The sequence below is a fragment of the Streptomyces sp. HD genome (assembly GCF_028369295.1).
Classification (GTDB): Bacteria; Actinomycetota; Actinomycetes; order Streptomycetales; family Streptomycetaceae; genus Streptomyces.
On sequence record NZ_JAQMYP010000002.1, the window covers coordinates 197,708 to 222,363 of the forward strand.

The 24,656-nt window shown below is 71.0% G+C and carries 23 protein-coding genes; 14 read left to right on the forward strand and 9 right to left on the reverse strand.

Annotation, left to right across the window (positions count from 1 at the left end):
- Nucleotides 1-85: 85 nt before the first annotated feature.
- Entirely contained in the window at nt 86-2,503 is a 2,418-nt protein-coding gene (locus POF73_RS02750) for a WD40 repeat domain-containing protein (protein WP_272112763.1), read from the forward strand.
- A 172-nt stretch (nt 2,504-2,675) separates the two neighbouring features.
- Here the strand turns inward: POF73_RS02750 and POF73_RS02755 are convergent, their stop codons facing one another.
- Nucleotides 2,676-2,864 carry a hypothetical protein gene (locus POF73_RS02755; RefSeq protein ID WP_272112764.1) on the reverse strand — a complete coding sequence of 63 codons (189 nt, stop codon included), beginning with the start codon at nt 2,862-2,864 and terminating at the stop codon, nt 2,676-2,678.
- Between the two features lie 38 nt (nt 2,865-2,902).
- Between POF73_RS02755 and POF73_RS02760 the strand changes: the two genes are divergently transcribed.
- From POF73_RS02760 to POF73_RS02770, 3 genes are all read left to right on the forward strand, one after another.
- The gene (locus POF73_RS02760; RefSeq protein ID WP_272112765.1) at nt 2,903-3,307 is read left to right on the forward strand and encodes a Scr1 family TA system antitoxin-like transcriptional regulator; all 405 of its coding nucleotides are present in this window, start codon (nt 2,903-2,905) and stop codon (nt 3,305-3,307) included.
- Nucleotides 3,297-3,458, forward strand: a complete 162-nt coding sequence (locus POF73_RS02765) for a DUF397 domain-containing protein (RefSeq protein ID WP_272112766.1) — start codon at nt 3,297-3,299, stop codon at nt 3,456-3,458. The genes POF73_RS02760 and POF73_RS02765 overlap by 11 nt, the downstream gene beginning before the upstream one ends.
- An 81-nt stretch (nt 3,459-3,539) precedes the next feature.
- A complete protein-coding gene (locus tag POF73_RS02770; protein ID WP_272112767.1) occupies nt 3,540-4,019 on the forward strand; it encodes a peptidoglycan-binding protein in 480 nt (159 codons plus the stop codon).
- A gap of 65 nt (nt 4,020-4,084) precedes the next feature.
- Here the strand turns inward: POF73_RS02770 and POF73_RS02775 are convergent, their stop codons facing one another.
- The 7 genes from POF73_RS02775 to POF73_RS02805 form a co-directional block, all read right to left on the reverse strand.
- A complete protein-coding gene (locus POF73_RS02775; RefSeq protein ID WP_272112768.1) occupies nt 4,085-5,581 on the reverse strand; it encodes a serine/threonine-protein kinase in 1,497 nt (498 codons plus the stop codon).
- Nucleotides 5,578-6,318 (reverse strand): FHA domain-containing protein, encoded by a 741-nt coding sequence (locus POF73_RS02780; RefSeq protein WP_272112769.1) that lies wholly within the window; start codon nt 6,316-6,318, stop codon nt 5,578-5,580. The genes POF73_RS02775 and POF73_RS02780 overlap by 4 nt, the downstream gene beginning before the upstream one ends.
- A gap of 154 nt (nt 6,319-6,472) precedes the next feature.
- A complete protein-coding gene (locus POF73_RS02785; protein WP_272112770.1) occupies nt 6,473-6,877 on the reverse strand; it encodes a hypothetical protein in 405 nt (134 codons plus the stop codon).
- A 92-nt stretch (nt 6,878-6,969) separates the two neighbouring features.
- Complete coding sequence (locus tag POF73_RS02790) at nt 6,970-8,544, reverse strand: serine/threonine protein kinase (protein WP_272112772.1); 1,575 nt, start codon at nt 8,542-8,544, stop codon at nt 6,970-6,972.
- Nucleotides 8,541-9,308 (reverse strand): FHA domain-containing protein, encoded by a 768-nt coding sequence (locus tag POF73_RS02795; protein WP_272112774.1) that lies wholly within the window; start codon nt 9,306-9,308, stop codon nt 8,541-8,543. Before POF73_RS02795 ends, POF73_RS02790 begins: the two co-directional genes overlap by 4 nt.
- A 166-nt stretch (nt 9,309-9,474) precedes the next feature.
- On the reverse strand, nt 9,475-10,080 hold the full coding sequence (locus tag POF73_RS02800; RefSeq protein ID WP_272112775.1) for a hypothetical protein: 606 nt from the start codon (nt 10,078-10,080) through the stop codon (nt 9,475-9,477).
- Between the two features lie 45 nt (nt 10,081-10,125).
- The gene (locus POF73_RS02805) at nt 10,126-10,695 is read right to left on the reverse strand and encodes a proline-rich domain-containing protein (RefSeq protein WP_272112776.1); all 570 of its coding nucleotides are present in this window, start codon (nt 10,693-10,695) and stop codon (nt 10,126-10,128) included.
- Nucleotides 10,696-10,967: 272 nt separating this feature from the next.
- Here POF73_RS02805 and POF73_RS02810 point away from each other — a divergent pair, with 272 nt between their 5' ends.
- The 6 genes from POF73_RS02810 to POF73_RS02835 all read left to right on the forward strand — a co-directional run bounded on the left by POF73_RS02810 (nt 10,968) and on the right by POF73_RS02835 (nt 17,325).
- Entirely contained in the window at nt 10,968-11,822 is an 855-nt protein-coding gene (locus POF73_RS02810) for a bifunctional methylenetetrahydrofolate dehydrogenase/methenyltetrahydrofolate cyclohydrolase (RefSeq protein WP_272112777.1), read from the forward strand.
- A gap of 187 nt (nt 11,823-12,009) precedes the next feature.
- On the forward strand, nt 12,010-12,459 hold the full coding sequence (locus POF73_RS02815; RefSeq protein ID WP_272112907.1) for a DUF3017 domain-containing protein: 450 nt from the start codon (nt 12,010-12,012) through the stop codon (nt 12,457-12,459).
- Between the two features lie 274 nt (nt 12,460-12,733).
- Entirely contained in the window at nt 12,734-13,243 is a 510-nt protein-coding gene (locus POF73_RS02820; RefSeq protein WP_272112778.1) for a helix-turn-helix domain-containing protein, read from the forward strand.
- 463 nt (nt 13,244-13,706) lie between these two features.
- Nucleotides 13,707-14,987, forward strand: coding sequence for a DUF2690 domain-containing protein (locus POF73_RS02825; RefSeq protein WP_272112779.1), 1,281 nt, complete (start codon nt 13,707-13,709; stop codon nt 14,985-14,987).
- Nucleotides 14,988-15,316: 329 nt separating this feature from the next.
- Nucleotides 15,317-16,306: a malate dehydrogenase gene (locus POF73_RS02830; protein WP_272112780.1), complete on the forward strand. Its 990-nt coding sequence runs from the start codon at nt 15,317-15,319 to the stop codon at nt 16,304-16,306.
- Between the two features lie 137 nt (nt 16,307-16,443).
- Nucleotides 16,444-17,325, forward strand: a complete 882-nt coding sequence (locus POF73_RS02835) for a hypothetical protein (protein WP_272112781.1) — start codon at nt 16,444-16,446, stop codon at nt 17,323-17,325.
- Nucleotides 17,326-17,342: 17 nt separating this feature from the next.
- Here POF73_RS02835 and POF73_RS02840 read toward each other — a convergent pair whose 3' ends face one another.
- Nucleotides 17,343-18,248: a bifunctional helix-turn-helix transcriptional regulator/GNAT family N-acetyltransferase gene (locus tag POF73_RS02840; protein ID WP_272112782.1), complete on the reverse strand. Its 906-nt coding sequence runs from the start codon at nt 18,246-18,248 to the stop codon at nt 17,343-17,345.
- A gap of 218 nt (nt 18,249-18,466) precedes the next feature.
- Between POF73_RS02840 and POF73_RS02845 the strand changes: the two genes are divergently transcribed.
- The 4 genes from POF73_RS02845 to POF73_RS02860 are packed head-to-tail and all read left to right on the forward strand — an operon-like array spanning nt 18,467 to nt 24,655.
- The gene (locus tag POF73_RS02845; RefSeq protein ID WP_272112784.1) at nt 18,467-19,993 is read left to right on the forward strand and encodes an aldehyde dehydrogenase family protein; all 1,527 of its coding nucleotides are present in this window, start codon (nt 18,467-18,469) and stop codon (nt 19,991-19,993) included.
- Between the two features lie 56 nt (nt 19,994-20,049).
- Complete coding sequence (locus POF73_RS02850) at nt 20,050-21,579, forward strand: GMC family oxidoreductase (RefSeq protein ID WP_272112785.1); 1,530 nt, start codon at nt 20,050-20,052, stop codon at nt 21,577-21,579.
- Nucleotides 21,579-22,706: a quaternary amine ABC transporter ATP-binding protein gene (locus POF73_RS02855; RefSeq protein ID WP_272112786.1), complete on the forward strand. Its 1,128-nt coding sequence runs from the start codon at nt 21,579-21,581 to the stop codon at nt 22,704-22,706. Before POF73_RS02850 ends, POF73_RS02855 begins: the two co-directional genes overlap by 1 nt.
- On the forward strand, nt 22,706-24,655 hold the full coding sequence (locus POF73_RS02860) for an ABC transporter permease (RefSeq protein ID WP_272112787.1): 1,950 nt from the start codon (nt 22,706-22,708) through the stop codon (nt 24,653-24,655). The genes POF73_RS02855 and POF73_RS02860 overlap by 1 nt, the downstream gene beginning before the upstream one ends.
- The last annotated feature ends 1 nt before the right edge of the window (nt 24,656 follow it).

A 24,656-nucleotide genomic window follows, 5' to 3' on the forward strand; every position in this document is an offset into this window, starting at 1 on the left:
GTTCAGGTCTGTTCGCTGAAGTTCGGTGCCGTTCGGCCGCAGTCCCTCTACCCTGCCCAGCACCGTATGAGGGGGGCCCGACACCATGGATGAGCGCCAGAGCGGACAGCACGACGAGAACGCGTACGACAAGGCATTGGAGGCGCAGGGGCGGGCGCTGCGAGAGCTGCGCGCGGACCGGGGAGAGAAGTCCTACCGCCTCATCGATGAGCGTGCCCTGGACCTGTTCGGCAAATCGCTGCCCAAGGCGACGCTGAGCGACGCGTTCAGAGGCAGATACATCGGCCTCGACCGGTTGATGCTGCTCGTGCGGACTCTGATGTCCTGGGACCAGTACGGGCAGGAGTGTCCCGCGCCACGTCACACTTCCGAGGCTCTGGAGCAATGGCGTTCGAACGGCAAACGTCTGATCGCGCTACGGCCCCCACGCGCCCGACTCGAACCGGCCCGGCAGACCCGGGAACCGTTGCCGCCGGTCGAACCGCCGCAGCTGGATCACGAGAGCAGTCCGGCCCCCGAGATCGAGTCCGAGCCCGAATCCGCTCCGCCGCCTGTGAACACCGAGCGGCTCTTCGTCCAGCCCCGCGAAACCGCCGAAGACCCGTACTGTGACGCGCCCATCGGGGACGTTCGGTACGTGCCGATGGGCATGCCCTTCGCCACGCACGGCCGGGTCTGTTCCGTGGCGTTCTCCCCGGTCAGCGGCCTGATCGCAGTTGGCGGGGACAGCGGCCTTTCCGGGAGAGTACGGCTGTGGGATTCGGCCAAGCTCCTCCCCGTCGGTGAACCCCTCCCCGCACCCGGCTCCTACACCTCGGTCCTCTCGCTGGCCTTCTCGCCGGACGGAAGCCTGCTTGCCGTCGGTGACAGCAAACGTTCCGTGCACCAGTGGGACCCGGCCACTCGCACCCTGGTCGGTGAACCGCTCATGCATGCGAGCACGGTCCGCTGCATGACGTTCTCGCCCGACGGGCGCCATCTCCTCACCGGGGGAGCCGACGGCACCATGCGCCGGTGGGCCGCGGCCACCCGAGAACCCGTCGGTGAAGCCTTCGACGCGCATAACGACGCGGTGTCCTCGATCGAGTTCAACCCGGGCGGTCGCCTACTCGCCACCGGCGGTAACGATGGCATCGTGAGGCTGTGGGACGCATCGACCTTCGCCATGGTCGGAGAACCCCTCGTCGGACGCGAAGGCACGGTCTCCTCGGTCGCCTTCTCCCCGGACGGACGTCTCCTCGCCGTCGGCGGCAGTGACCACACCGTATGGCTGTGGGACGTGGCGACCGGTGAGACAGTCGGCGAACCCCTGGAGCACAAGAGCCCGGTCTTCTCGGTGGCGTTCTCTCCACACGGACACCTCGCGGTCGGTGTCGACGACGGCACCGTGCGGCTGTGGGACCCGGGAACCCACACTCCGATCGGCGACCCTCTCATCGCGGACTACTCCGCTGACGACCCCGCAGTCGTCTCGGTGACGTTCTCCGCGGACGGCCGTCGACTCGCCGCCGGCAGCAAGAACGGCAGGGTTCGGCTCTGGCGGCGGGCGACCGGCAGCCGACCGGCACGCCCCGCGGCGGCGCCCTCCTCGCTCGCCGCGCGGATGGTGGTGGGCGCGATGCACCGTGGATCCGCGGCGAGTATCGGGTTGCTCGACGACACGTACTTCCTGGTGCGAGCCGTGGCGTTCGCTCCGGACGGTGCCTTGTTCGCGACCGGCGGTGCCGAAGGCGTGCTGCTGTGGGACCTGGCCACCCGTCGCCCGATCGCAGACCCGATGATCGGACACAGCGGCACCGTCTCGTCGTTGGCGTTCTCTCCGGACGGTCGGCTCCTGGCAAGCGGCGCCGACGGGATGGTCCAGCTGTGGGACGCCTGCACCCGCACGCCGGTCGGCGACCCGATCCCCCACCACGGCACCGTCCACGCCCTGGCGTTCTCGCCGGACGGCGCCCTGCTGGCCAGCGGCGACAGACACGGAGTGCGGCTGGGGGACCCGGCCACGCACACCCCGGTCGGCGAACGTCTCAGTCACTACGACGCGGTCAATTCGGTGGCGTTCTCGCCGGACGGTCGCCTCCTTGCGATGGGCGGCCCCGGCGCGGTGCGGCTGTGGGACACGGCAAACCGACCGGCGAGCAGTGAGCTCCTGACCCGCAGTGGGGACGGAACCTACTGGGTGGCGTTCTCTCCCGACGGCGGTCTGCTCGCCACCGGTGGACCCGACGCCTTGCGGCTGTGGGATCCACACAGCGGCAAGCCGGTGGGCGATCCCCTCCCACGCACCGGTCCGGTCTTCGCCGTGGCGTTCTCCCCGGACGGTCGTCTCCTCGCTGTCGCCGGCGGCGACGACGGCTTCGTCCAGTTGTGGGACCGGGACACCCTGGCACCCGTGGGCGAGCCGCTCACCGGATGCAACGACCCGGTCTTCGCCGTGGCGTTCTCTCCGGACTCTTCGGTCCTGGCGGTGAGCGGCGAGCGGGGAACCGTCTTCTGGACCTAGGGTCCCGGAACCGGAGGCTCGGCCTCGCCGACGCGGGTGATCACGTTCCTCAGTAACTCGCTTGCACAGAGCTGGACTTCGGGGCAGGGCGCGCCGAGGTGGTCGCGGACGGCTCGGCGTACCTCCGGTTACGCCTTGGGGAGGGCGAGCAGTTCGAGGACGAGCGGTTCGGTCATCGTTCGGCTGCCCTGCGGAGGGCGGCGGCCAGCGCTTCGGCCGTGGCGAGAGTGCAGTTCCCGAGCGCGATGAGGGGGCGTGCGGGCAGCGCGGTGAAGGAGGGCAGGCCGACACCGAGGGAAGGGAGCGTGATGCCGTTCGCTTCCAGGGCGGTGCGGAGTTCTTCGAGGTGGGTGTCGGGCATGGAGGTACGCCTCCGTGTGCGTTCTTCGGTGGTGGGTTGTGCCCGCGAAGAAGGGCCCTGACGCGTCGACCAGCGTTCCCTGCTTCTACGGCGCCGAGTTGCGCTTCAAGAGGGAGCAAGCGGGGCTGAAGCTGGAGCAGTTGGTGGAGGGGAGCTTCAGGGGGATCTCGTTCCTGAGCCAGATCGAGCGGGGCGAGCGGGGGATGCCGATGGACTTCGCCCGGCATGCGGATGAGCGGCTGGGGACGGACGGGGAGTGGGCACCCGACCTCATCCCTGGTCTTCTCCAGACCGAGGCGTACATGCGGGTTCTCATGCAATACGCGGACTCGTCACCGGCGCTTGAGGAGATCGAGCAGCGTGTCCGTGCGCGGCTGAAGCGGGCAGAGCTCTGGGGCCGTGATCATGACCTTCCCCGATGCGCCTCCACCGGTGTGGACTGAGGCCAACTTCGCGGGGCAGCGCCGTAGGTACGATCTGCTCAGGGCCGTCGCACTCCCCGGCGTCACCCCCGTCCGCGACTCCAAGGACCCGGACGGCCCCACACTCCAGTTCCCCACCGACACCTGGGCCGTCTTCATCCGCTCCCTGTAACTATTCAGGTACCGCTCCCGTGCGTGCCCCCGGAAACTCATCCGTGTCAACGAACGACCACTGAGTTGAACGGGGAAGCACATGCGGTCAAGCATCCTGACCAGGACGCTCGTCAGCGCCGTCACCGTCGTCGGCATCGCCGCCGGGAGCCTGGCGAGCGCGGGTACCGGCTTCGCGGCGTCCGAGCCGGTCGCGAAGCAGGCGGCGGTTTCCGTGGACGCCGGCACGCTCGCGACGAACAACTTCGGCCTGACCGCCACGCAGGCGAAGCGGGTCCAGGTCTGGCTGAAGAAGCACCACGGTTACAGGGGTGCGATCGACGGGAAGCTCGGCGACGGCAGCTGGAAGTCGTTCCAGAAGGCCCTCAAGAGGTACCACGGCTACGCCGGTGCGATCGACGGAAAGCCCGGCAAGAACACGGTGAAGGCGCTGCAGCGTCTGCTGAAGAAGGGCTACGGCTACCGCGGCGCGATCGACGGTGTCGCCGGATCGGGCACCAAGACCGCGTTCAAGAAGTTCGCCGCCGCGGCCCCCAACGCCAAGCCGACCGGCCTCCGCTAGCCGACCGCGGTCAGGTGACGCGCCCCCGGGTGACACCCAGTCAACCGGGGGCGCGCCTTTGCGGATCAGTCGAACAGCGACAGGATCGTCCACAGCAACGTCTTGGTCGAGCAGCTGTCCACCAGTTTGTGCGACCGTGGCGCGGCCCTTCCCGCCACGTTGCCCATGGAGTTCACGGTCGTGCAACCACTGCGCTGTGCCATGCGGCGGCGGTCGGCGCCGGCGGGCTCGAAGTCAGCCCCGCGGAAGTAGGTCACGTCGTGGTTCTTCCGCTCGTCCGCGATGTTGTTGAAGATCGAGCGGACCGGAGCACCGGCGGCCCATGCGCAGGTCTCGTCGCCCGACTGCCAGTCGGCGTCGTCGCCCTGCCATCTGCACATGTCGCCATTGCCGTTGTACTCGCTGAAGAAGCAGACGTTGTTCTCCGGACAACGGTGGTAGCCGTAGACCAGCTCGCCGTCGGGGCCCCTGGACGCCGACTCCGTGGGCAGGGCCACATACGCCGGTACCCCGTCGTCCTGGTTCACGTACAGGTATGCCGCCCCCACCGTCCCCGTCGTCGCCAGAAGCACCGTCGCCAGCGCCGCGGCCAGGACCGGGTGCCGCCGCCAGAACCGGGGTCGCAGGCGTGGCAGGCGGGCCGAGCGGGCGACGCCCGCCGCCGCCTCCACGCGGCGCAGGAGTGCGGCCGTGTCGTGCACGGCGCGGTCCCGGTGTCTGGGGGCCAGACAGTCCCGCACGATCTCCCGCCACGCGTCGGGCAGTTCGGGGGACAGCCGCAGCTCCTCCGCGCCCCGCGCGTACCGCATCGCCGCGTCGGTGCGCGCCTCCGTGCTGCCACCTGGTAAGGGGAAGGAGCCGGTGAGGACCACATGCACGAGGACCCCGAAGGCCCAGACGTCGGCGGAGGGACGGATCCGGGTCCCGCGCTCGTCGATCTCGGCCCAGAACAGCTCCGGTGGGGTGTAGTCGGGGGTGGCGAAGACGGGCGCGTACGCGTGCGTGCCCTCCAGTTTCGCCGCCAGGTTGAAGTCGGCCAGCCGTACCGAACCGTCCTTCATCAGCAGGACGTTGGCGGGTTTCAGATCGCCGTGCACCCAGCTCGCGTGATGCAGCTGATGCAGGCCCTCGCAGATCTGCGCCAGCATCGCGGGCCCCGACTCCGGCCTCGGGTTGTGCTCCAGTACGGCGTCCAGGGACACCGCGGCCCGCTCCAGGACGATGACCGTGGCACCGTCCAGCTCCGGGTGGTCCGGGTCGTCGACGGTCAGCGTCTCGTACATGCGGATCAGACGGGGGGCACGCAGGCGGTCGAGCACCTCCACCTCCCGCTCGGCCAGTTCACGCAGGTGGCGCAGCTGGCGGGGGGTGCGGGTGCCGGTGGGCAGGAATTTCAGTGCCGCCTGCCGGGGCAGCTTCGGCTCGTCGCCGAGGCGCCTGGCCGCGTACACCGTCGCGAACGCGCCCGACGCCAGCGGTTCGCGGACCTCCCACGGCCCGACCCGGTACCCCTTCGGGACGGGGACCGCGTACGGCTGCTCCGGCGACTGCCGGCCTGTCATCGGGGCGCCCCGCTCGGGGCCGCGTCGAGCACCACCAGGTCGCCCTCGCGGACCAGGTCGAAGCGGAGCGCGAGCGAGACCAGCGACTCCTTCTTGCCGCTGACGCGCTGTCCGGGCTCGGCGGTGTCCGGGCCGGGCCGCAGCCGCAGCTTCAGGGTCAGATAGTCGATGTTCCAGTAGACCGCGGAGCGGCTGACCGTCGGCCAGGCCGGCCGCAGGCGTTCCATCAGCTGCTCGACCGTCGGCAGCGGGGCGTGCGGCTCGCCGCGCAGGCGGGGTTCGCACAGGGCGGCCAGGACCGCGAAGTACCGCTTGGTGCGGTCGAGGGCGAACGCCGGTGCGGTGGCGGCTCCGGCGAGCAGGTGCCGGGCCGCGCTGCGGAAGGTGTGCTGCGGCGCCCACACGTCGAAGGCGAGCAGCTCGCCGGCCGCGGGCAGCACGACGCGCGAGAACTCGAACGGCACGGGCGCGTCCACCCGGCCCGGCACGACCTTGACGTGCTCTCCCGCGCCTTCCGGGTTCTCCACGACGTAGGTCTGGTCCTCGCTGAGATTGCTCAGCAGCCAGAAGGAACGATGTGCCGTGATCTCCCCGGCGATCCGGGGCACCCCTTCGTGCGCGATGGTCAGTCCACCGTCCGACACGGCCCTGCCGAACGAGAGCCGTTCCCCGGTGGCGATCCTCACCTGGTCGTCCACACTGCCGCACCCAGGCGGCACCACGATGACGCTGTACAAGGAGCCGTCCCCCTTCAGATCCCCGGTTCAACGTTCAACGTGAAAAGGGTAAGGGGTGCCTAAGCACAGCTCCGAAGCTTTCTCGTGGCATGGCGCGGCGCGGTCTCCGACTCTCCCCCGAGGGAGCCGGAGACCGTTGCCGTGCCCGGTGTCGTCAGCAGGTGGCCAGGCCCGGGATCGGCTCGTAGTTGTTGCCGCCGGAGACCTTCGTCGCGGGGAACCAGCCCCAGCCGGTGTCGGAGTAGGCCTCGTCGCCCTGGGTGTAGAGCCACCAGTTGTTGCGGGCGTCGCCCACCGGCGGGTTCTCGCCGTACTTGACCTGGCAGACGAACCAGTTGTCCCCGGCGTACAGATAGCCGGTGTCCTTGTCGCCGAAGCCGACGACGCCGCCCTGGTAGTTGTGGCAGTACCGGGCGGTGTACGTCTTGCCGCCCGGGCCCTGCTTCTGGCCGGCGTTCCCCCAGCAGCCGTCCGCCGCCAAGGCGCTCGTCGGCGTCAGGGCGACCGCCCCCGTGGCGAGTACGGCTGACGCGCCCAGCGAGGCGAGGATGCGCTTCATGGTCGATGTCCTTCCGGTCCTGCCACCCCCGTTGGTGGACGGGACCACGATGCCGTCGGCCGCTCGCGCGCGGTACCTCAGACCTCTCAGGGTCACTTCTTGCCGGGCGGCGTGTACTCCTTGAGGTAGTGAGCGACGCGGGCGGCGTAGTCGCGGCACTTCGGGGGAACCCCGCCCGCGTTGTTCACCACCTTGGTAGACGTCCGGTACGCCGCCGCCAGCAGCACCTGGCGGTCACCGGACAGGCTCTTCTTGTCGAGGAGCGGTTGCATGTAGCAGAGGTAGCGGCCGACAGCCGGGATGGACTCGGCCGGAGTGAGGGGCGGCCTGGGGGTCTCGGTCGCGGGTACGCCGTCGTCGCGGATCCACCACCGCAGCAGGCTCGGCGTCCAGCGCGCGATGCCGTACTCGCCCTCCTTGCCCTCGGACGGGTCGGAGAGGTCCGGGTCGAAGTTGCTCTCCGCCTTCAGCAGGGCGGCGATCAGCGCGGGCGTGACCTCCTCGTGGACGCAGTTGTGGGCGGAGTCGACGATGAGGCGCCGGTAGGTCACCGGGATGCCCTTGTCGGTACGGAGTTCGGCGGCGCCGTAGGAGGCGGCCGTGACCTTCGTGGGCTCGCCGCCCGGGGTTCCGCCGCCGTCCGAGCCGTCGCCGGCCCAGGTGCTGATGCCGTAGCCGAGGGCGGACACGGCGACGACGGCGGCCGCGGCGGCCGCCACCGCCGTACGGCGGGAACGGCGACGGGGGAGGAGGGCCCGCGGCAGGCGCGGTGAGCGACCCGTGCCGGCCGCGGCCTCCACGCGCCGCAGCAGGTCCTGGGTGGGCACCCGGTCCTCGTGCGTGCGGGTCAGACAGTCGCGGACGATCTCCCGCCAGACGTCCGGGAGTTCGGAGGACAGACGCAGGTCGTCGGTGCCACGGGCGTAGGCGGCGGCAGCGTCGCGGCGGGCGCTCGGAGTGGCACCGGGAAGCGGGAAGGAGTCGGTGAGGAGCAGATGGGCCAGGACACCGAACGCCCAGACGTCCGCCGAGGGGCGGATTTGCCGGCCGCGCTCGCCGATCTCCGACCAGAGCAGCTCGGGGGGCGTGTAGTCGGGCGTCGAGAAGGCGGGCGTGTACGCGTGCGTGCCCTCCAGTTCCGCCGCCATGTTGAAGTCGGCGAGCCGGGCCGAACCGTCCGCCATCAGCAGTACGTTGGCGGGCTTGAGGTCGCCGTGCACCCACCCGGCGTGGTGCAGCTGCGCCAGTCCCTCGCAGATCTGCGCGAGCAGGGCGGGCCCGGCGGCGGGGCGGGGCTCGGCCGCCAGCAGGGCGGACAGGGAGCCCTCGGCCCGTTCCAGTACGAGGATGGTGGCGCCGTCGAGGGCAGGGCTGGCCGGGTCGTCGACGACGAGGGTGTCGTACATCCGGATCAGCCGCGGCTGCTTCAGGCGGCGGTGCAACTCGACCTCGCGGTCGATGAGTTCGCGCAGGTGGGTGAGCTGGCGGGGGGTTCCGGTGCCGGTGGGCAGGAACTTCAGGGCCGCCGTGCGGGGCAGGTCCCGTGAGCCGTCCGTGCGCCGCGCCTCGTACACGCTCCCGAACGCCCCCGTGGCGATCGGCTCCCGCACCTCCCACACGCCCACCCGGTACCCCTTCGGCACCGGCACGGCGTAGGGCTCGGTCACCGGGCCGCCCGGCCGGACGACGAGGCCGACGAAGCCGAGGAGGTGTCTCTCAGTACGACGAGATCGTCCTCCCGTACGAGATCGAACCGCAGCGCCAGCGACACCAGGGACTCCTTCTTGCCGTTGAGACGCGGGCCGGTGTCCGCCGTCTCCGGGGCGGGCTTGAGGCGCAGCTTCACGGCGAGGTAGTCGATGTTCCACTGGACGGAGGTGCGGGACGCGGCGGCCCAGGTGGGGCGGAGCCGGTCCACGACCTGGTCGACCGTGGGCAGCGGGGCGTGCGGTTCGCCGCGCAGCCGGGGTTCGCACAGGGCGGCCAGGACCGCGAAGTACCGCTTCGTGCGGTCCAGGGAGAAGGCGGGCGCGGTGGTGGCGCCGTCCAGGCCGCCCGCGCTGCGGTAGTCGTGCCGCGGTGCCCACACCTCGATCGCCAGCAGGTCGCCGGCCGCGGGCAGCACGATCCGCGAGAACTCGAAGGGCACCGGTGCATCGAGCCGCCCCGGCCCGACCTTGATGTGCTCGCCCGCGCCCTCCGGGTTCTCCACGACGTAGGTCTGCTCCCGGCTCAGGTTGCTGAGTATCCAGAAGGCACCCTGGGCGGTGATCTCACCCGCCCTGCGGGACACCCCGTCATGCGCGATCGCCAGGTCGTTGTCGGAAACCGAGCGCCCGAAGGTGATCCGCTCACCCGGCGCGATGCGGAGCTGGGTGCGGTTGGTCTCGTCCTCCGTGGTCGGCGGAGGTACCACGATGATGCTGTACAAGGTGCGTCTCCCCGTGCCTGACAGCTACCCACGTCAGAGTAGGACGACGTGGCGGGGCCGTGTCCCCCTCATACGGGTGAGACACGGCCCTTCGCTGTTATTGGCGTGAACTTAGCCCTGACTACGGGTCCTTCGGTGAGGGTCCTGTGTGAAGTCCGGGCGGCCCTCAGTAACGCGGCCGCCGGAACCATTCTGCGGTGGCGCGCTTCGCGGAGAACACGATCAGCAGGATGGCGGCGATCATGATGAGCAGCCCGAGGCCATAGGCGGCCAGCATGAATATGCCGGTGACGATGGCGAACGAGCCGTACACGATCGAGCACACGCGAACGCCGTTGCCGCCCTTGGCGTACTGGAGCAGCAGCACCAGACCGAGGACCGCGAACACCGCGGCGAGCCCGACGAAGAAGACGACGACGCCCTTGCCCACGTCGGCGAAGCGCCCGGCGTCGGTGTCGCCGCTGATGCCCGCGTCCGCCATCTCCTGGTCCCACCGGGACAGGACCCAGATGTAGGCGCCCGCGATGATCACGTGCGCGAGGACCACCAGCCCCAGCATGATCCGCGCCGCCTTCGTGATGCCCGGCATCACGACAGGACCGGCCGGCGGGTAACCGCCGTATGGCTGCTGCATCGGCGGAGCGGCCGGGTAGGCGCCGTACGGCTGCTGCGGCGGGGCTCCGGGAGGGGCCTGCTGCGGGTAGCCGTAGCCGGGAGCGGGCGGTTGTTGCGGTGGGGGCCCGTACGGGTTGTTCGGGTCGCCGAAGCTCATGGCGGTCTTCCTCCGTCTATGTCCTGCTCTTGCCTGCCGGTGAGGTCAGTAGCGCGGGCGGTTGAACCACGCGGAGCCGTTGGCGTTGCCGACGAAGACGGCGATCAGGATGGCGAGCACGGTGTGGATGAGGCCCACCACGACGAACGGGTAGATACCGAGGATCGCGGTGAGGATGCCGAAGACCAGCGCCGTGATGCGGACGCCGTTGCCGCCGGAGTTGAACTTCACCGCCAGCGCGATCGCCCACACGCCCCAGGCGAGCGCGAACGCCGCGATGGCCCACAGCATGCCGGTCGAGTAGTCGGCCAGCTGCTGGAACGCCGCGTCGTCCTTGAGCGTCGAGTCGTTCTTCGCGGCGGTGACGCTCGCCGCGGAGAAGGCGAACAGCGCGACGCCGAGGAGCTGGAGACCGGCGATGACCCACAGCAGTACGCGAGCGGTGCTCACCGTGCCGGGCATGGAGGTCGGAGCCATGGCGCCGGGGTAGGCGCCCACCGGCGGGGCCTGCGGGTAGCCGTAGCCGGGAGCCTGGGGCTGCTGCTGCGGGTAGCCGTAGCCCGGCTGCTGGCCCTGGGGCTGGCCGTAGGGGTTGTTCGGGTCGCCGAAGCTCATGGCGGTCTTTCCTCCGTTTGTTCCTGTGCGGGGACGACGCGCGGCACGGTAAGGAGGAAAGCGGTTTGGATGCGGTCGTCCCCCCGGTGCTGCCCGCGGTATGCGCGTCTCATCGTTCTTTAGGGTCCTCTTGGTTGTCCAGCCGCAAACCGTATGTGTTGTGCAAGTGCAACATCGCTGATCATGGGCGGATACGGGTGGAGATGGGGTGACGGAGGCCACGTCAGACCCGGATTGGAACCGGGAGGGCGTCATCCGGGAGGATGGGAGCCATGACCGCCCAGATTCTCGATGGCAAGGCCACCGCAGCCGCGATCAAGTCCGATCTGACCGCCCGCGTGGCGGCGCTGAAGGAGAAGGGCGTCACGCCCGGCCTCGGCACGATCCTCGTCGGGGAAGACCCCGGCAGCCAGAAGTACGTCGCCGGCAAGCACCGCGACTGCGCCCAGGTCGGCATCGCCTCCATCCAGCGCGAACTGCCGGCCACGGCGACGCAGGACGAGATCGAGGCGGTGGTGCGGGAACTGAACGAGGACCCCGCCTGCACCGGCTACATCGTCCAGCTGCCCCTCCCCAAGGGCATCGACGAGAACCGGATCCTGGAACTCATGGACCCGGACAAGGACGCCGACGGACTCCACCCGATGAACCTCGGGCGCCTGGTGCTGAACGAGCCCGCCCCGCTGCCCTGCACTCCCAACGGCGTGCTCACGCTCCTGCGCCGGTACGGCGTCGAGATCAAGGGCGCCGAGGTCGTGGTCGTCGGCCGCGGTGTCACCATCGGCCGCCCGATGCCGCTGCTGCTGACCCGGCGCAGCGAGAACGCGACCGTGACCCAGTGCCACACCGGGACCCGGGACCTGTCGGCGCACCTGCGCGGCGCGGACATCATCATCGCCGCCGCCGGCTCCGCCCATCTGATCCGTCCCGAGGACGTGAAGCCGGGCGCCGCCGTCCTCGACGTCGGTGTCTCGCGCAACGCCGAGGGCAAGATCGTGGGCGACGTCCACCCCGGTGTCGCCGAGGTGGCCGGCTGGATCTCCCCGAACCCCGGCGGCGTGGGTCCGATGACCCGGGCGCAGCTGCTGGTCAACGTGGTCGAGGCGGCGGAGCGCAGTGTCGGCTGAGGGCGGCGCCGACAGGGCGGAGAAGACGCGGCAGGTCGAGCGGGCCGAGCGGTCTGAACGGATCGAGCGGGCCGAGCGGATCGGGCGGTCTGAGCGGGCCGAGCGGGCCGAGCGGTCTGAGCGGGCCGAGCGGGCCGAGCGGTCTGAGCGGGCCGAGCGGGTCGATGAGAGCGACGCGGTCGACGGGATCGATGAGATCGAGGTCCGTGATCCCGTGAGCGCGCCCGATGCCGAGGGCAGGCCCCGCCGGACCACTCGGCGCTTCCCCTTGTTCACCAAGGACACCGCACGGCCCGAGGGCGGCGGCCGCGCGGCATCCGGCGATCTGCCGGCCCCCGCCCGGCAGTGGCCGGTCCTCCTCGTCCTCGGCCTGGTCGGGGTGGGCCTGCTGGTCACCGCGCTCGACGTGTTCCGCGTCGGCATCCTGCTGATCGGCAGCGCCCTGCTGGCCGGCGCGCTGCTGCGGTGGCTCCTGCCGAGCGTCGGCATGCTCGCCGTACGGTCCCGTTTCACCGACATCGTGACGTACGGCGTGCTGGGCCTCGTGATCGTGCTGCTGGCGTTGATGGCGCAGCCGAAGCCGCTGCTGCAGGTGCCGTTCCTGAAGGACGCACTGCACTTCACGGTGGACAGCTGACGCCTGCGCCTTGGGCCCGGTGCGTGACGGCGGTCCGTCCTCTCCCCCGAGGAAGGACGGACCGCCGTCTGCGTCAACCCTCGGGCACCCTGAAGGTGCTGTTCAACGGCTGTCAGTGCGCTGTGGCACGGAGGTGACCGTTCCGGTACGTCGGTGTCCGTCGGGGGACGTCGGGGGACGTCGGGGGGTGTAGGGGTGCGCCGGGGTGCGCGTGTCGGGAACCAATGCGTGGTCCCGAGTCGTCACCCGAACGGATCTGGTTCGGAGGTGAGCGATGGGTGCCTGGCAGCCGCTGCCCGACGATCTGCCGCCGGAGGTGCGGCATTTCGTGGAGCAGTTGCGGCAGCTCAAGGACCGCACGGGCTTGAGCCTGGCCTCCCTGGGCGCGCGTACCGCGTACAGCAAGTCCTCCTGGCAGCGCTACCTCAACGCCACCCAGCCCCCGCCCCGGCAGGCGGTCGTCGCCCTGTGCCGGGTGTCCGGGATCGGCAAGGAGGAGGCGGAGCGCTTCGGGGTGCGGTGGGAGCTGGCCGTGCAGGCGTGGCCGAAGCCGGTGGGGGTGACCGGGGCGGCCAAGCCGGAGGGCGCGGACGGGGAGACGGGCGGGGAATCGGGCGTCGCCGGGGGCGGCGGTGAGGAGTACGAGGACGATCCCACCCTGCCCTGGTGGGAGGAGCCGCCGAAGGAGCCGGAGGTGCCGTCGCGGCGGTTGCTGATGGTCGCCGTAGTGCTGGTGGTGGCGCTGGTGCTGACGGGAGTGGTCGGGGTGCTGGCGCTGGGCTGAGCCGGGTGGGGCTCACGCGTCGGACTTGGCGCGATTGTCGGCATGTGGCGTGTGTGATCGTTTATGTGCGTTCTGTGTGGCGATGTGTTGACAAGTTCGCGGATTTGCAACGAAGTCGTTCAACTGCCGGGCTAGCGTGGTCGGTTGTCGGGCTCTGAGTGGTCGATTTGGGGCGGTCCGGGGACGTCCCGTGTGGCGGCAAGGGCTTACTGCCAGGGTTGTGTCGGACGGCGACGGGAGCCGGTGGAACACTGGACGAGACCTGCCGGGCGTGCAACGGTGCACGCCCGCAGTCCCAATGCTCCCGTGCGCCCCCACCCCGGGAACTGAGATCCTTACTGGGCGCATCCCTGTGGGTAGCCAGAACGGGGACTCGGCAGCGGGCACCACGCGCGGGGGAACGCGAGAAACACCAGCACGAACCGGGGGGAAGAGGGGGGAAGCAATGCCTCGTTGGAGGGCCTTGCCGGATGAACTCGATCCGCAGGTCAGGGAGTTCGCGAGTCAGCTGCGGCGGCTCGTGGACCGCAGCGGTCTGAGCATCGCGGCGCTGGCCGACCGCACGGGATACAGCAAGACGTCCTGGGAGCGGTATCTGAACGGGCGGCTGCTCGCGCCCAAGGGCGCGATCGTGGCGCTCGCCGAGGTCACCGGCACCAATCCGGTTCACCTGACGACCATGTGGGAGCTCGCCGAACGCGCCTGGAGCCGTTCGGAGATGCGCCACGACATGACCATGGAGGCCATCCGGATCTCCCAGGCGCGCGCCGCGCTGAGCGAGTTCGGCCCGCCGCCCGCGAACGCCAAGGGAAGCGCCAAGGGGAGCACCAAGGCGGCCAAGCCCGCGCGCAGGGGCGGCAGTGCCACGGCCGCGCCCACGCCCGGGGTGGCGGGGCCGGCCGGGGTCGCCCCGACCGTGCCGCCCGCGGTGCCGGTGCAGCCCACGGCGCCGGAGGTTCGGGACGCGGTGGTCCGGGACTCGGGAGTTCGCGATTCCGTCGGGGACGACCTCCGGGAGGTCGGGGACTCCGGGGGCAACTCGTGGAAGCTGGCCGGGTATCGGGGGCCGGCGCCGACGGGTACCCCGGGGGCCGGTACGACGTCTTCCGGGGCGTCCGCCGGGTCCGGGGCCGCCGGCGCGGAGCCGGGGCCTGCCTGGACGCCCGGGACGCCCGGTCCGTACGGCGAGCCTCCGCAAGGGCCGCGTCCGGGGAGCAGGGCCGCCACTCGCGGTGGCTCCGGCGGTGGCGGTGGGAAGCGGCGGCTGACGATGTTCCTCGCGGGGGTCGTCGGTGTGCTGGTCGTGATCGCGGCGGTCTTCTACATCACCGACGGCGGCAGCGCGAAGAAGAACGAGGACGCCACCAAGTCGCCCTCGCCGACCGCTTCGGCCGACACCGACCTGCCGGCCGGGGTGAAGTGCAGCGGTGCCTCCTGCACCGGCAAGGACGCGGAGGCCATGGGGTGCAGCGGTGCCCTCGTGACGACGGCCAAGACTACGACGGTGGGTACGACCGTGGTCGAGGTGCGCTACAGCGAGGCCTGCGGCGCGGCGTGGGGCCGTATCACCCGGGCCGCGCAGGGCGACGAGGTCGTGGTGACGGTCGGCAAGGCCAAGGAGAGCGGGTCGATCACCGCCGCCGGGGACACGATCGCGTACACGCCGATGGTGGCCGTGAAGGACGCGGGCGAGGCGAAGGCCTGCGCGACGCTGGCCGTTGGGCAGGAGGGCTGCACCCGGTAAAAGAAGTTCGGGTGGGCAGGAATGGGTGCCGGCAAAGTGGGCACGCGCACCGTACCCCCACGGGAGTCCGGCATCGGTACCCCCACCCGGCGGCCGCCAGGTCCCCCTCTCCCGGACCCGGCGGCCGCCCCCTTTTTTGTCTCCTTCGCCCCGGCGTTCGTCACTGATCGTCATTCTGTGGGACGGGCCACACGGGACCCGGCCGTGCGAGATCCCGGATGCGCGATAGCCTGACCGGTGGATCTCTCGACGCCAAGAGATCGATCATCTCTAAGTCCCGCACCCGGGGCCGGGATGCCCTCACCGCCAGCTGTCCTACGGAGAACGCCATGACCCGCACTCCCGTGAACGTCACCGTCACCGGCGCGGCCGGCCAGATCGGCTACGCCCTGCTGTTCCGCATCGCCTCCGGCCAGCTGCTCGGCGCGGACGTGCCGGTCAAGCTGCGGCTTCTTGAGATCACCCCGGCGCTCAAGGCCGCCGAGGGCACCGCCATGGAGCTCGACGACTGCGCGTTCCCGCTCCTGGCGGGCATCGACATCTCGGACGACCCGAACGTCGCCTTCGACGGTGCCAATGTCGCCCTCCTCGTCGGCGCCCGCCCCCGCACCAAGGGCATGGAGCGCGGTGACCTCCTGGAGGCCAACGGCGGCATCTTCAAGCCGCAGGGCCAGGCCATCAACGCCCACGCCGCGGACGACATCAAGGTCCTGGTCGTCGGCAACCCGGCCAACACCAACGCGCTCATCGCGCAGGCCGCCGCCCCGGACGTACCGGCCGAGCGCTTCACCGCGATGACCCGCCTCGACCACAACCGCGCGCTGACGCAGCTCGCGAAGAAGACGGGCTCGACGGTCGCCGACATCAAGCGGCTGACCATCTGGGGCAACCACTCCGCCACCCAGTACCCGGACATCTTCCACGCCTCCATCGCCGGCAAGAACGCCGCCGAGGTCGTGAACGACGAGAAGTGGCTGGCCGAGGACTTCATCCCGACCGTCGCCAAGCGCGGTGCGGCGATCATCGAGGCCCGTGGTGCCTCCTCGGCGGCCTCCGCCGCCAACGCCGCCATCGACCACGTCCACACCTGGGTCAACGGCACCGCCGACGGCGACTGGGTGTCCATGGGTATCCCGTCCGACGGTTCGTACGGTGTCCCGGAGGGGCTCATCTCCTCCTTCCCCGTCACCACCAAGGACGGCAAGTACGAGATCGTCCAGGGCCTGGAGATCAACGAGTTCTCCCGCGCCCGTATCGACGCCTCCGTCAAGGAGCTGGCGGAGGAGCGCGAGGCGGTCCGTTCCCTCGGCCTCATCTGAGTCGGCCTCATCTGAGTCCACGGTTCTGTCACGAACCTGCGCGGGCCCCGTTCCGGTTGCTTCCGGAGCGGGGCCCGCGGCCGTTTTCGCCGCTAGCGTCGGAAGCAGTACGCATGGGGTGATTCGGGGGACTTGCCATGAGTGGATGGGGCGGCAACAGCAGCGGCAACAGCGACGGCCACAGCTCCGGTTCGTGGGCGGAGCACGAGCCGAGCGAGGAGAGAGGCCAGGCGGCCTGGGCCGCCGCGCGGGAGCCGGTCACCCCACCGCCGTGGGCGTCGGCCCGGACCCAGACCTTCTCGACGCCCTCGTACGAACCGCCTCCTGCGCAGCCCTCACCTGCCCACATCCAGCCCGCACCTGCCCGCGTCCGCCGCCTTCTGCTCGTCCTCGTCACCGCGGCCGTCCTCGGAGCGGGCGTCGGCACCGGTGTCTGGTTCCTCATCCGCGACGACTCCACGGCGGGCGGGAGAGCCGTGGGGACCCCGCTGCCGAGCGTCTCCGTCACCACCCCGTCGGCATCCGTGGGCAACTCCCCTTCGGCGTCCGCCTCACTGTCCTCACCCGCCGGCTACCGCCGCGCCCAGGACCCCGTCGGCTACACCCTCCACGTTCCCGAGGGCTGGATCCGCAGGCAGGAGCAGGGTGTGAAGGCCCCGGTCGTCCACTACGACTCGCCGGACGGCGACCGCGGACTGCAGATCTTCGCGCTCTCGGAGGACACCCCGGCCGAGTCCCTCGACCTCGCCGAGAACGACCCCGGCTACGGCTACGCGAACCAGCCCGGCTACCAGCCCCTGCGGCGCGCCTCGGCTGCCGGCTGGTCCGAGGTCACCTACCGCTACGACGACGAGAACAAGGGCCCGCGCCAGGTCATCGACCACCGCTTCGAGGCCGTCGACGGCACGCTCTACGCGATCCGCGCCGCCGGCCCCGAGTCCCTGTCCCCGGAACTGGTCCGCGAACCGCTCACCGCGGCGCTGGAGTCCTTCTGCCCGGCGGGCGGCCGGTGCCGGTGACCCCGGTCGATCCGGCCTCAGCGGTCCAGACGCTTCTCGAACCAGTGACTCGCATAGACGTTGTCGTCGTACGCCGGGATCTCCCTATACCCGCACGCCCGGTACATCGCCTGTGCCTCCTTGAGCGCGGCGTGCGTGTCGAGGCGTACGACGGTGAAGTCCCGTGCGGACGCCTCGCGTTCCAGGGCGTCGAGCAGACGGCGGGCCAGGCCCAGGCGGCGGGCGTCGCGGTGCACCCAGACGTGGCGGATCTCGCCGACGCCGGGTTCCAGGCGCCGTAGCGCGCCGCAGCCCACGGGGCGGCCCTCCTCGTAGGCGACGAAGAACGCGCCTGCCTCGCCGGACACCTCGTGCGGCCGTACCAGGTCGCCCTTGTCGAACCCCTCGGGGAACCGCTCGTCGATGTCGTCCGCGTAGGCGTCCAGACAGGCCAGGGCGTCCCGGGTCGCGCCGTCGACGAGGTCGACGGTGATGCCCGCGAGGCGCAGGAGCCGCTGGGCCGTGGCCATGGCCCGGGTCAGCTCGGCGCGCTGCGGCGGGGTCAGGCCTTCGAGCAGCCCGGCGACGACCGCGCCGGCCCGCCGGTTCTGCTCCGTCAGCTCCACCCGCCCGGCCCGGGTCGGTTCGATCATGCGCAGCCGGTTGTCCCGCGGGTGGGCGCTCAGCCGGACCATGCCCTGGGCCTCCAGGGCCTTCGCCATTCGGCTCAGGTATCCGGCGTCCAGGCCGAGCCGGCTCCTCAGCTCGCGCAGTGACGCGCCGTCCCCGATCTCGAACAGCAGCCGGGCCTCGCCCAGCGGGCGGTCCTGACCGAGGTAGTGGTCGTCCAGTACGCCGATGCGGCGCGTGAAGTAGCGGTTGAAGTGGCGAAAGGCCGTCACATGCTCCGCAGCCACCGGCGCCGGGGGCTCCATGGGTTCCATATTTATTTGACTTTAGTCAAAGATCACGTGCTGGTCTATGGTCGTACCTCCGAGCTGTGTCCCTTTTTGTCATGTTTGGGTGAATGTTCAGTGATGCACCGCACTTTCCGCCCCTGATTGCGCATGCAATGCGAGACCGGGGGCAGGCGGAGACGGTCCTATGAGTGACACCTGTGTGACTCAGGGGCGCTGAACAGGAACGGAAGGCAACACCGATCATGACCGGACAGCAGGCGCGGCAGGAGCCGCAGACGATTCACGCGGGCGGCGAGTGGCGCGAGGCCGCCTCGGGTGCCACGCGCGACATTCTCGACCCCGCGGACGCCCTGCCGTTCGCCGTGGTCGCGGAGGGTGACGAGAAGGACGTCGACCTGGCCGTGGCGGCCGCCCATCGAGCCTTCGACGGAGGGCAGGGGGAGTGGCCCCGCACACCGGTCGCCGAGCGCGCCGCGCTGCTGCGCCGCGTCGCCGACCTGCTCGTACGCGACCGCGAGACGCTCGGGCTGCTGGAGAGCCGCGACGCCGGCAAGACCGTCGAGGAGGGCCGGGTCGACATCGACTGTGTCGCCGACGCCTTCCGCTACTTCGCCGAGCTGGTCGCCGCCGAGGCCCCGGGCCGGGTCGTGGACGCGGGCTCGGCCGACATCCACAGCGTCGTCGTACACGAGCCGGTCGGTGTGTGCGCGCTGATCACGCCCTGGAACTACCCCCTCCTCCAGGCCAGCTGGAAGATCGCGCCCGCGCTCGCCGCCGGGAACACCTTCGTCGTCAAGCCCAGCGAGATCACCCCGCTGACGACCATCGCGCTCATCGAGCTGCTCGTCGAGGCGGGGCTGCCGACCGGTGTCGCCAACATCGTCACCGGCCCCGGTCACTCCGTCGGCGCCCGGCTCGCCGAGCACCCCGACGTCGACCTCGTCTCCTTCACCGGTGGCCTGGTCAGCGGCACCAAGGTGGCCCAGGCCGCCGCGCCCGGCGTCAAGAAGGTCGCCCTCGAACTCGGCGGCAAGAACCCCAACGTCGTCTTCGCCGACGCCTGCGCCACCGACGAGGCCTTCGACACCGCCGTCGACCAGGCCCTCAACGCCGCCTTCATCCACAGCGGCCAGGTCTGCTCGGCGGGCGGCCGCCTGATCATCGAGGAGTCCGTGCGGGACCGTTTCGTCGCCGAGCTGGCGCGCCGGGCCTCGCGCATCCGGCTGGGCCGCGGCACCGAGGGCGGCGTCGAGTGCGGGCCGCTCGTCTCCGAGCAGCAGCGCGCCAAGGTCGAGGCGTACGTCGAGTCCGCGCTTCAGGAGGGCGCGGTGCTGCGCTCCGGCGGCAAGCGCCCCGAGGCCGGCCACACCAGGCCCGCCACCGGCTACTTCTACGAGCCGACCGTCCTCGACCACTGCCACCGCGAGATGCGCGTCGTACGGGAGGAGGTCTTCGGGCCGGTCCTCACCGTGGAGACCTTCCGCACCGAGGACGAGGCCATCGCCCTCGCCAACGACACCGAGTACGGCCTCGCCGGCGCCGTCTGGACCGCCGACGCGGGCCGGGCCCGGCGCGTCGCGGGACGGCTGCGCCACGGCACCGTCTGGATCAACGACTTCCACCCGTACCTACCGCAGGCGGAGTGGGGCGGCTTCGGCAAGAGCGGGGTGGGCCGTGAGCTCGGCCCCGCCGGACTCGCCGAATACCGCGAGACCAAGCACGTCTACCAGAACCTCGCGCCCGGGCCGGTGCGCTGGTTCGCGGGCTGACCTCCCCATGACACCCCCGAGTCAGCCCTGATCAACCCCCCTTGGAGTACCACCCCATGCCCGAGAAGACCCACGAGTACGACTACGTCGTCATCGGCGGCGGCACCGCAGGCTCCGTCATCGCCTCCCGCCTCACCGAGAACCCGGACGTCACCGTCGCCGTCATCGAAGGCGGCCCCAGCGACGTGGACAGGGACGACGTCCTCACCCTGCGCCGCTGGATGGGCCTGCTCGGCGGTGAGCTGGACTACGACTACCCGACCACCGAGCAGCCCCGCGGCAACTCCCACATCCGGCACAGCCGCGCCCGCGTGCTCGGCGGGTGTTCGAGCCACAACACCCTCATCGCCTTCAAGCCGCTGCCGTCCGACTGGGACGAATGGGAGGAGGCCGGCGCCAAGGGCTGGGGCGCGGTGCCCATGGAGGCGTACTACGCGCGTCTGAAGAACAACATCGTCCCGGTCGACGAGAAGGACCGGAACGCCATCGCCCGTGACTTCGTCGACGCCGCTCAGGGCGCACTCGGCGTCCCCCGCGTCGAGGGCTTCAACAAGCAGCCCTTCACCGAGGGCGTCGGCTTCTTCGACCTCGCCTACCACCCCGAGAACAACAAGCGTTCCTCGGCGTCGGTGGCGTATCTGCACCCCGTGATGGACGAGCGCGACAACCTCACCATCCTGCTGGAGACCTGGGCCTACCGGCTGGAGCTGAACGGCACCCACGCCGAGGGCGTCCACGTGCGCACCAAGGACGGCGAGGAACTGCTGATCCGCGCCCGAGGCGAGGTCGTCCTGTGCGCGGGCGCCGTCGACACGCCCCGCCTGCTGATGCACTCCGGCATCGGGCGCCGCCAGGACCTGGAGGCGCTGGGCATCCCGGTCGTCCACGACCTGCCGGGCGTCGGCGAGAACCTGCTCGACCACCCCGAGTCGGTGATCGTCTGGGAGACCGACGGACCGATCCCGGACAACTCCGCGATGGACTCCGACGCGGGCCTCTTCGTGCGCCGCGACCCCGAACACCAGGGCCCGGACCTGATGTTCCACTTCTACCAGGTCCCGTTCACGGACAACCCGGAGCGCCTCGGCTACCAGCGGCCGGAGTTCGGCGTCTCGATGACCCCGAACATCCCCAAGCCGAAGAGCCGCGGCCGGCTGTACCTGACCAGCGCCGACCCGGCCGTGAAGCCCGCGCTCGACTTCCGGTACTTCACCGACGAGGACGACTACGACGGCCGCACCCTCGTCGACGGCATCAGGATCGCCCGAGAGATCGCCAAGACCGAACCGCTCGCCGGCTGGCTCAAGCGCGAGGTGTGCCCCGGCCCGGAGGTCACCGGCGACGAGGAGCTCAGCGAGTACGCGCGCAAGGTCGCGCACACCGTGTACCACCCGGCGGGCACCTGCCGTATGGGCGCCGCCGACGATGAACTGGCCGTGGTGGACCCGCAGTTGCGGATCCGCGGCCTGAACGGAATCCGAATCGCCGACGCCTCCGTCTTCCCGACGATGACCGCCGTGAACCCGATGATCGGGGTGCTCATGGTCGGGGAGAAGGCCGTCGACCTGATGGGAGGTGAGGCGTGATGAGTACGACCCCTCAGACGGCGCCGCAGAACACGACGCCCGAGACCCGCAAGCCCCCGGCCGAGACGCCGGTCTTCTCCGTCGAAGGCCTGTGGAAGGTCTTCGGCCCCAAGCCGCACCTGGTCCCCGCCGACCCGGAACTGACCGAGCTCACCCCCGCCGAACTGCGCACCCGCACCGGCTGCACGGCAGCCGTCAGAGACGTGTCCTTCGACGTCCGCAAGGGCGAGGTCTTCGTCGTCATGGGCCTGTCCGGCTCCGGCAAGTCCACGCTGGTGCGCTGTCTGACCCGGCTGATCGAACCGACGGCCGGCACGATAGCCATCGACGGCGAGGACGTCCGCGCCATGGACAAGACCCGGCTGCGCGAACTGCGCCGCCACCGCGCCGCGATGGTCTTCCAGCACTTCGGCCTGCTGCCCCACCGCACGGTCCTGGACAACGTGGCGTACGGCCTGGAGATCCAGGGCGTCGGCAAGGCGGAACGCCGTGAGCGGGCCGCCGCCGTGGTCGCCAAGGTCGGCCTGGAGGGCATGGAGCACCGCAGGCCGGGCCAGCTCTCCGGCGGTCAGCGCCAGCGCGTCGGCCTGGCCCGAGCCCTGGCGGTGGACCCCGAGGTGCTGCTCTTCGACGAGCCGTTCAGCGCGCTCGACCCGCTGATCCGGCGGGACATGCAGGAGGAGGTCGTCCGACTGCACCGCGAGGAGGGCCGCACCATGGTCTTCATCACGCACGACCTCAGCGAGGCCCTCAAGCTCGGCGACCGCATCGCCCTCATGCGCGACGGCCGCGTCGTCCAGCTCGGCACCCCCGAGGAGATCGTGGGCTCCCCGGCCGACGACTACGTCCGCGAGTTCGTCCGTGACGTCCCGCGCGAACAGGTCCTCACGGTCCGTACGGCCATGCGCACCGCGTCGGCCGACGAGGCCGGCAGCGGACCGGCCCTCGCGCCGGACGCGACGGTGTCCGAGGCCATCGAGGCCGTGGCGCGCACCGGGGCCCCGGCCCGCGTCATGGAGGACGGCCGCTGCCTGGGCGTGGTCGACCACGAGGGGCTTCTCGGCATCGTCGCGGGGACGGAGCAGCCCGTCGCAGCGGGAACGGAGCAGGCGAAGGAGGTGGTGTGATGGCCACGGTCACCGCCGCCGCCCCGCGCACCGCGCTGCCCGGCTTCCTCAAACGCCCTGGCGTGCGCAAGCTCCTGCTGATCGCGCTCGCCGCCGCGATCCTCGTCCCGCTGGCCGACGCCCGCTGGGCGAGCGGCACCTGGCCGGGCGCGCTCACCGTCGACGTCTCCGAGCCGCTCACCAAGGTCAGCGACTGGATCATCGACAACCGGGACAGCCACCCGCTGTTCCTCTACTTCTTCGGCCACCTCAGCAACGCGGTCATCGTCGCCGTACGAGCCGTCTACCTGGTGCTGCTCGCCGCCGGCTGGGCCGGCGTCACCGCCGCCGCCTCCCTGATCGCCTGGCGCGTCGCGGACTGGAAACTGGCCGCCGGTACCGGTGTCGCATTCCTGACCTGCGGGTTCCTCGGCATGTGGATCCCGACCATGCAGACCCTCGCGCTCATGGTCGTGGCCGTGCTCGCCTCGGCCGTCGTGGGTGTGGTGCTGGGCCTCGCCGCAGGGCTGTCCGACCGTATGGACCGGGCCCTGCGCCCGGTGCTGGACACCATGCAGGTGCTCCCGGCCTACGCCTACCTGCTCCCGGTCGTGCTGGTCTTCGGCATGGGTGTCCCCGCCGCCGTCCTGGCCACCGTCGTCTACGCCGCCCCGCCGATGGCCCGCCTCACCGCCCTCGGTCTGCGCGGCGCCGACAAGGAGGTGCTGGAGGCGGTCGAGTCGATGGGCACCACCGCACGACAGCGGCTGCTCACCGCCCGGATCCCGCTGGCCCGCAAGGAACTCCTCCTCGGCCTCAACCAGACGATCATGATGGCGCTGTCCATGGTGGTCATCGCGTCCGTCATCGGCGCGGGCGGCCTCGGTGACCGTGTCTACCAGGCGCTGGCCACCGTCGACGTCGGTGCCGCCCTCGCGGCCGGCATCCCGATCGTGCTGCTCGCCGTCGTACTCGACCGGGTGACCGGTGCGGCGGGGGAGCGGCTCGGTGACGAACCCCGGCCGAACGGCCGGGCACGCTCGCTGTACGCCCTGGCCGCCGCCCTGGCCGTGGCCGTCGCCGGACGTCTCGCTGGCCGCCTCGACTGGCCCGACGCCTGGACCCTGAACTTCGCCGAGCCCGTCAACCGCGGCGTCGACTGGATGACCGACCACCTCTACTCCGGCGTCCCCGTCATCGGCGGCACCGCCGACTGGGCGGCCCACTTCACCACCTGGGTCCTCAACCCGCTGCGCGACGGCCTGCAGTGGCTGCCCTGGTGGTCGGTCCTGCTGATCGTCGCCACGCTCGCCTGGCTGATCGGCACCTGGCGCACCGCGCTGACCGCCGTGCTCGCCATGGCCGCGATCGGCGTCCTCGGCGTGTGGGGCTCGTCGCTCGACACGCTCTCCCAGGTCCTGGCGGCCGTCGCCGTCACCCTGGTCCTGGGCTTCGCGACCGGCATCGCGGCGGCGCGCAGCGACCGGGTCGAGCGGATGCTGCGCCCCGTGCTGGACGTCTTCCAGACGATGCCGCAGTTCGTGTACCTGATCCCGGTCGTCGCACTGTTCGGCGTGGGCCGCGCGCCCGCCGTCGCCGCGGCCGTCGTCTACGCCCTGCCCGCCGTCGTCCGCATCACCACCCAGGGCCTGCGCCAGGTCGACCCGGCCGCCCTGGAGTCGTCCCGCTCGCTCGGCGCGACACCCGCCCAGCAGCTGCGGCAGGTCCAGCTCCCGCTGGCCCGCCCGGCACTGCTGCTCGCCGTCAACCAGGGCGTGGTCCTGGTCCTCGCCGTCGTCATCATCGGCGGCCTGGTCGGCGGTGGCGCGCTCGGCTACGACGTCGTCGCCGGCCTCGCCCGGGGCGACCTGGCGACCGGCCTGGTGGCCGGTGCCGCGATCGTCTGTCTCGGTCTGATGCTGGACCGGGTGACGCAGCCGACCGAACGCCGCGCGAAGAAGGGAGCGTGAC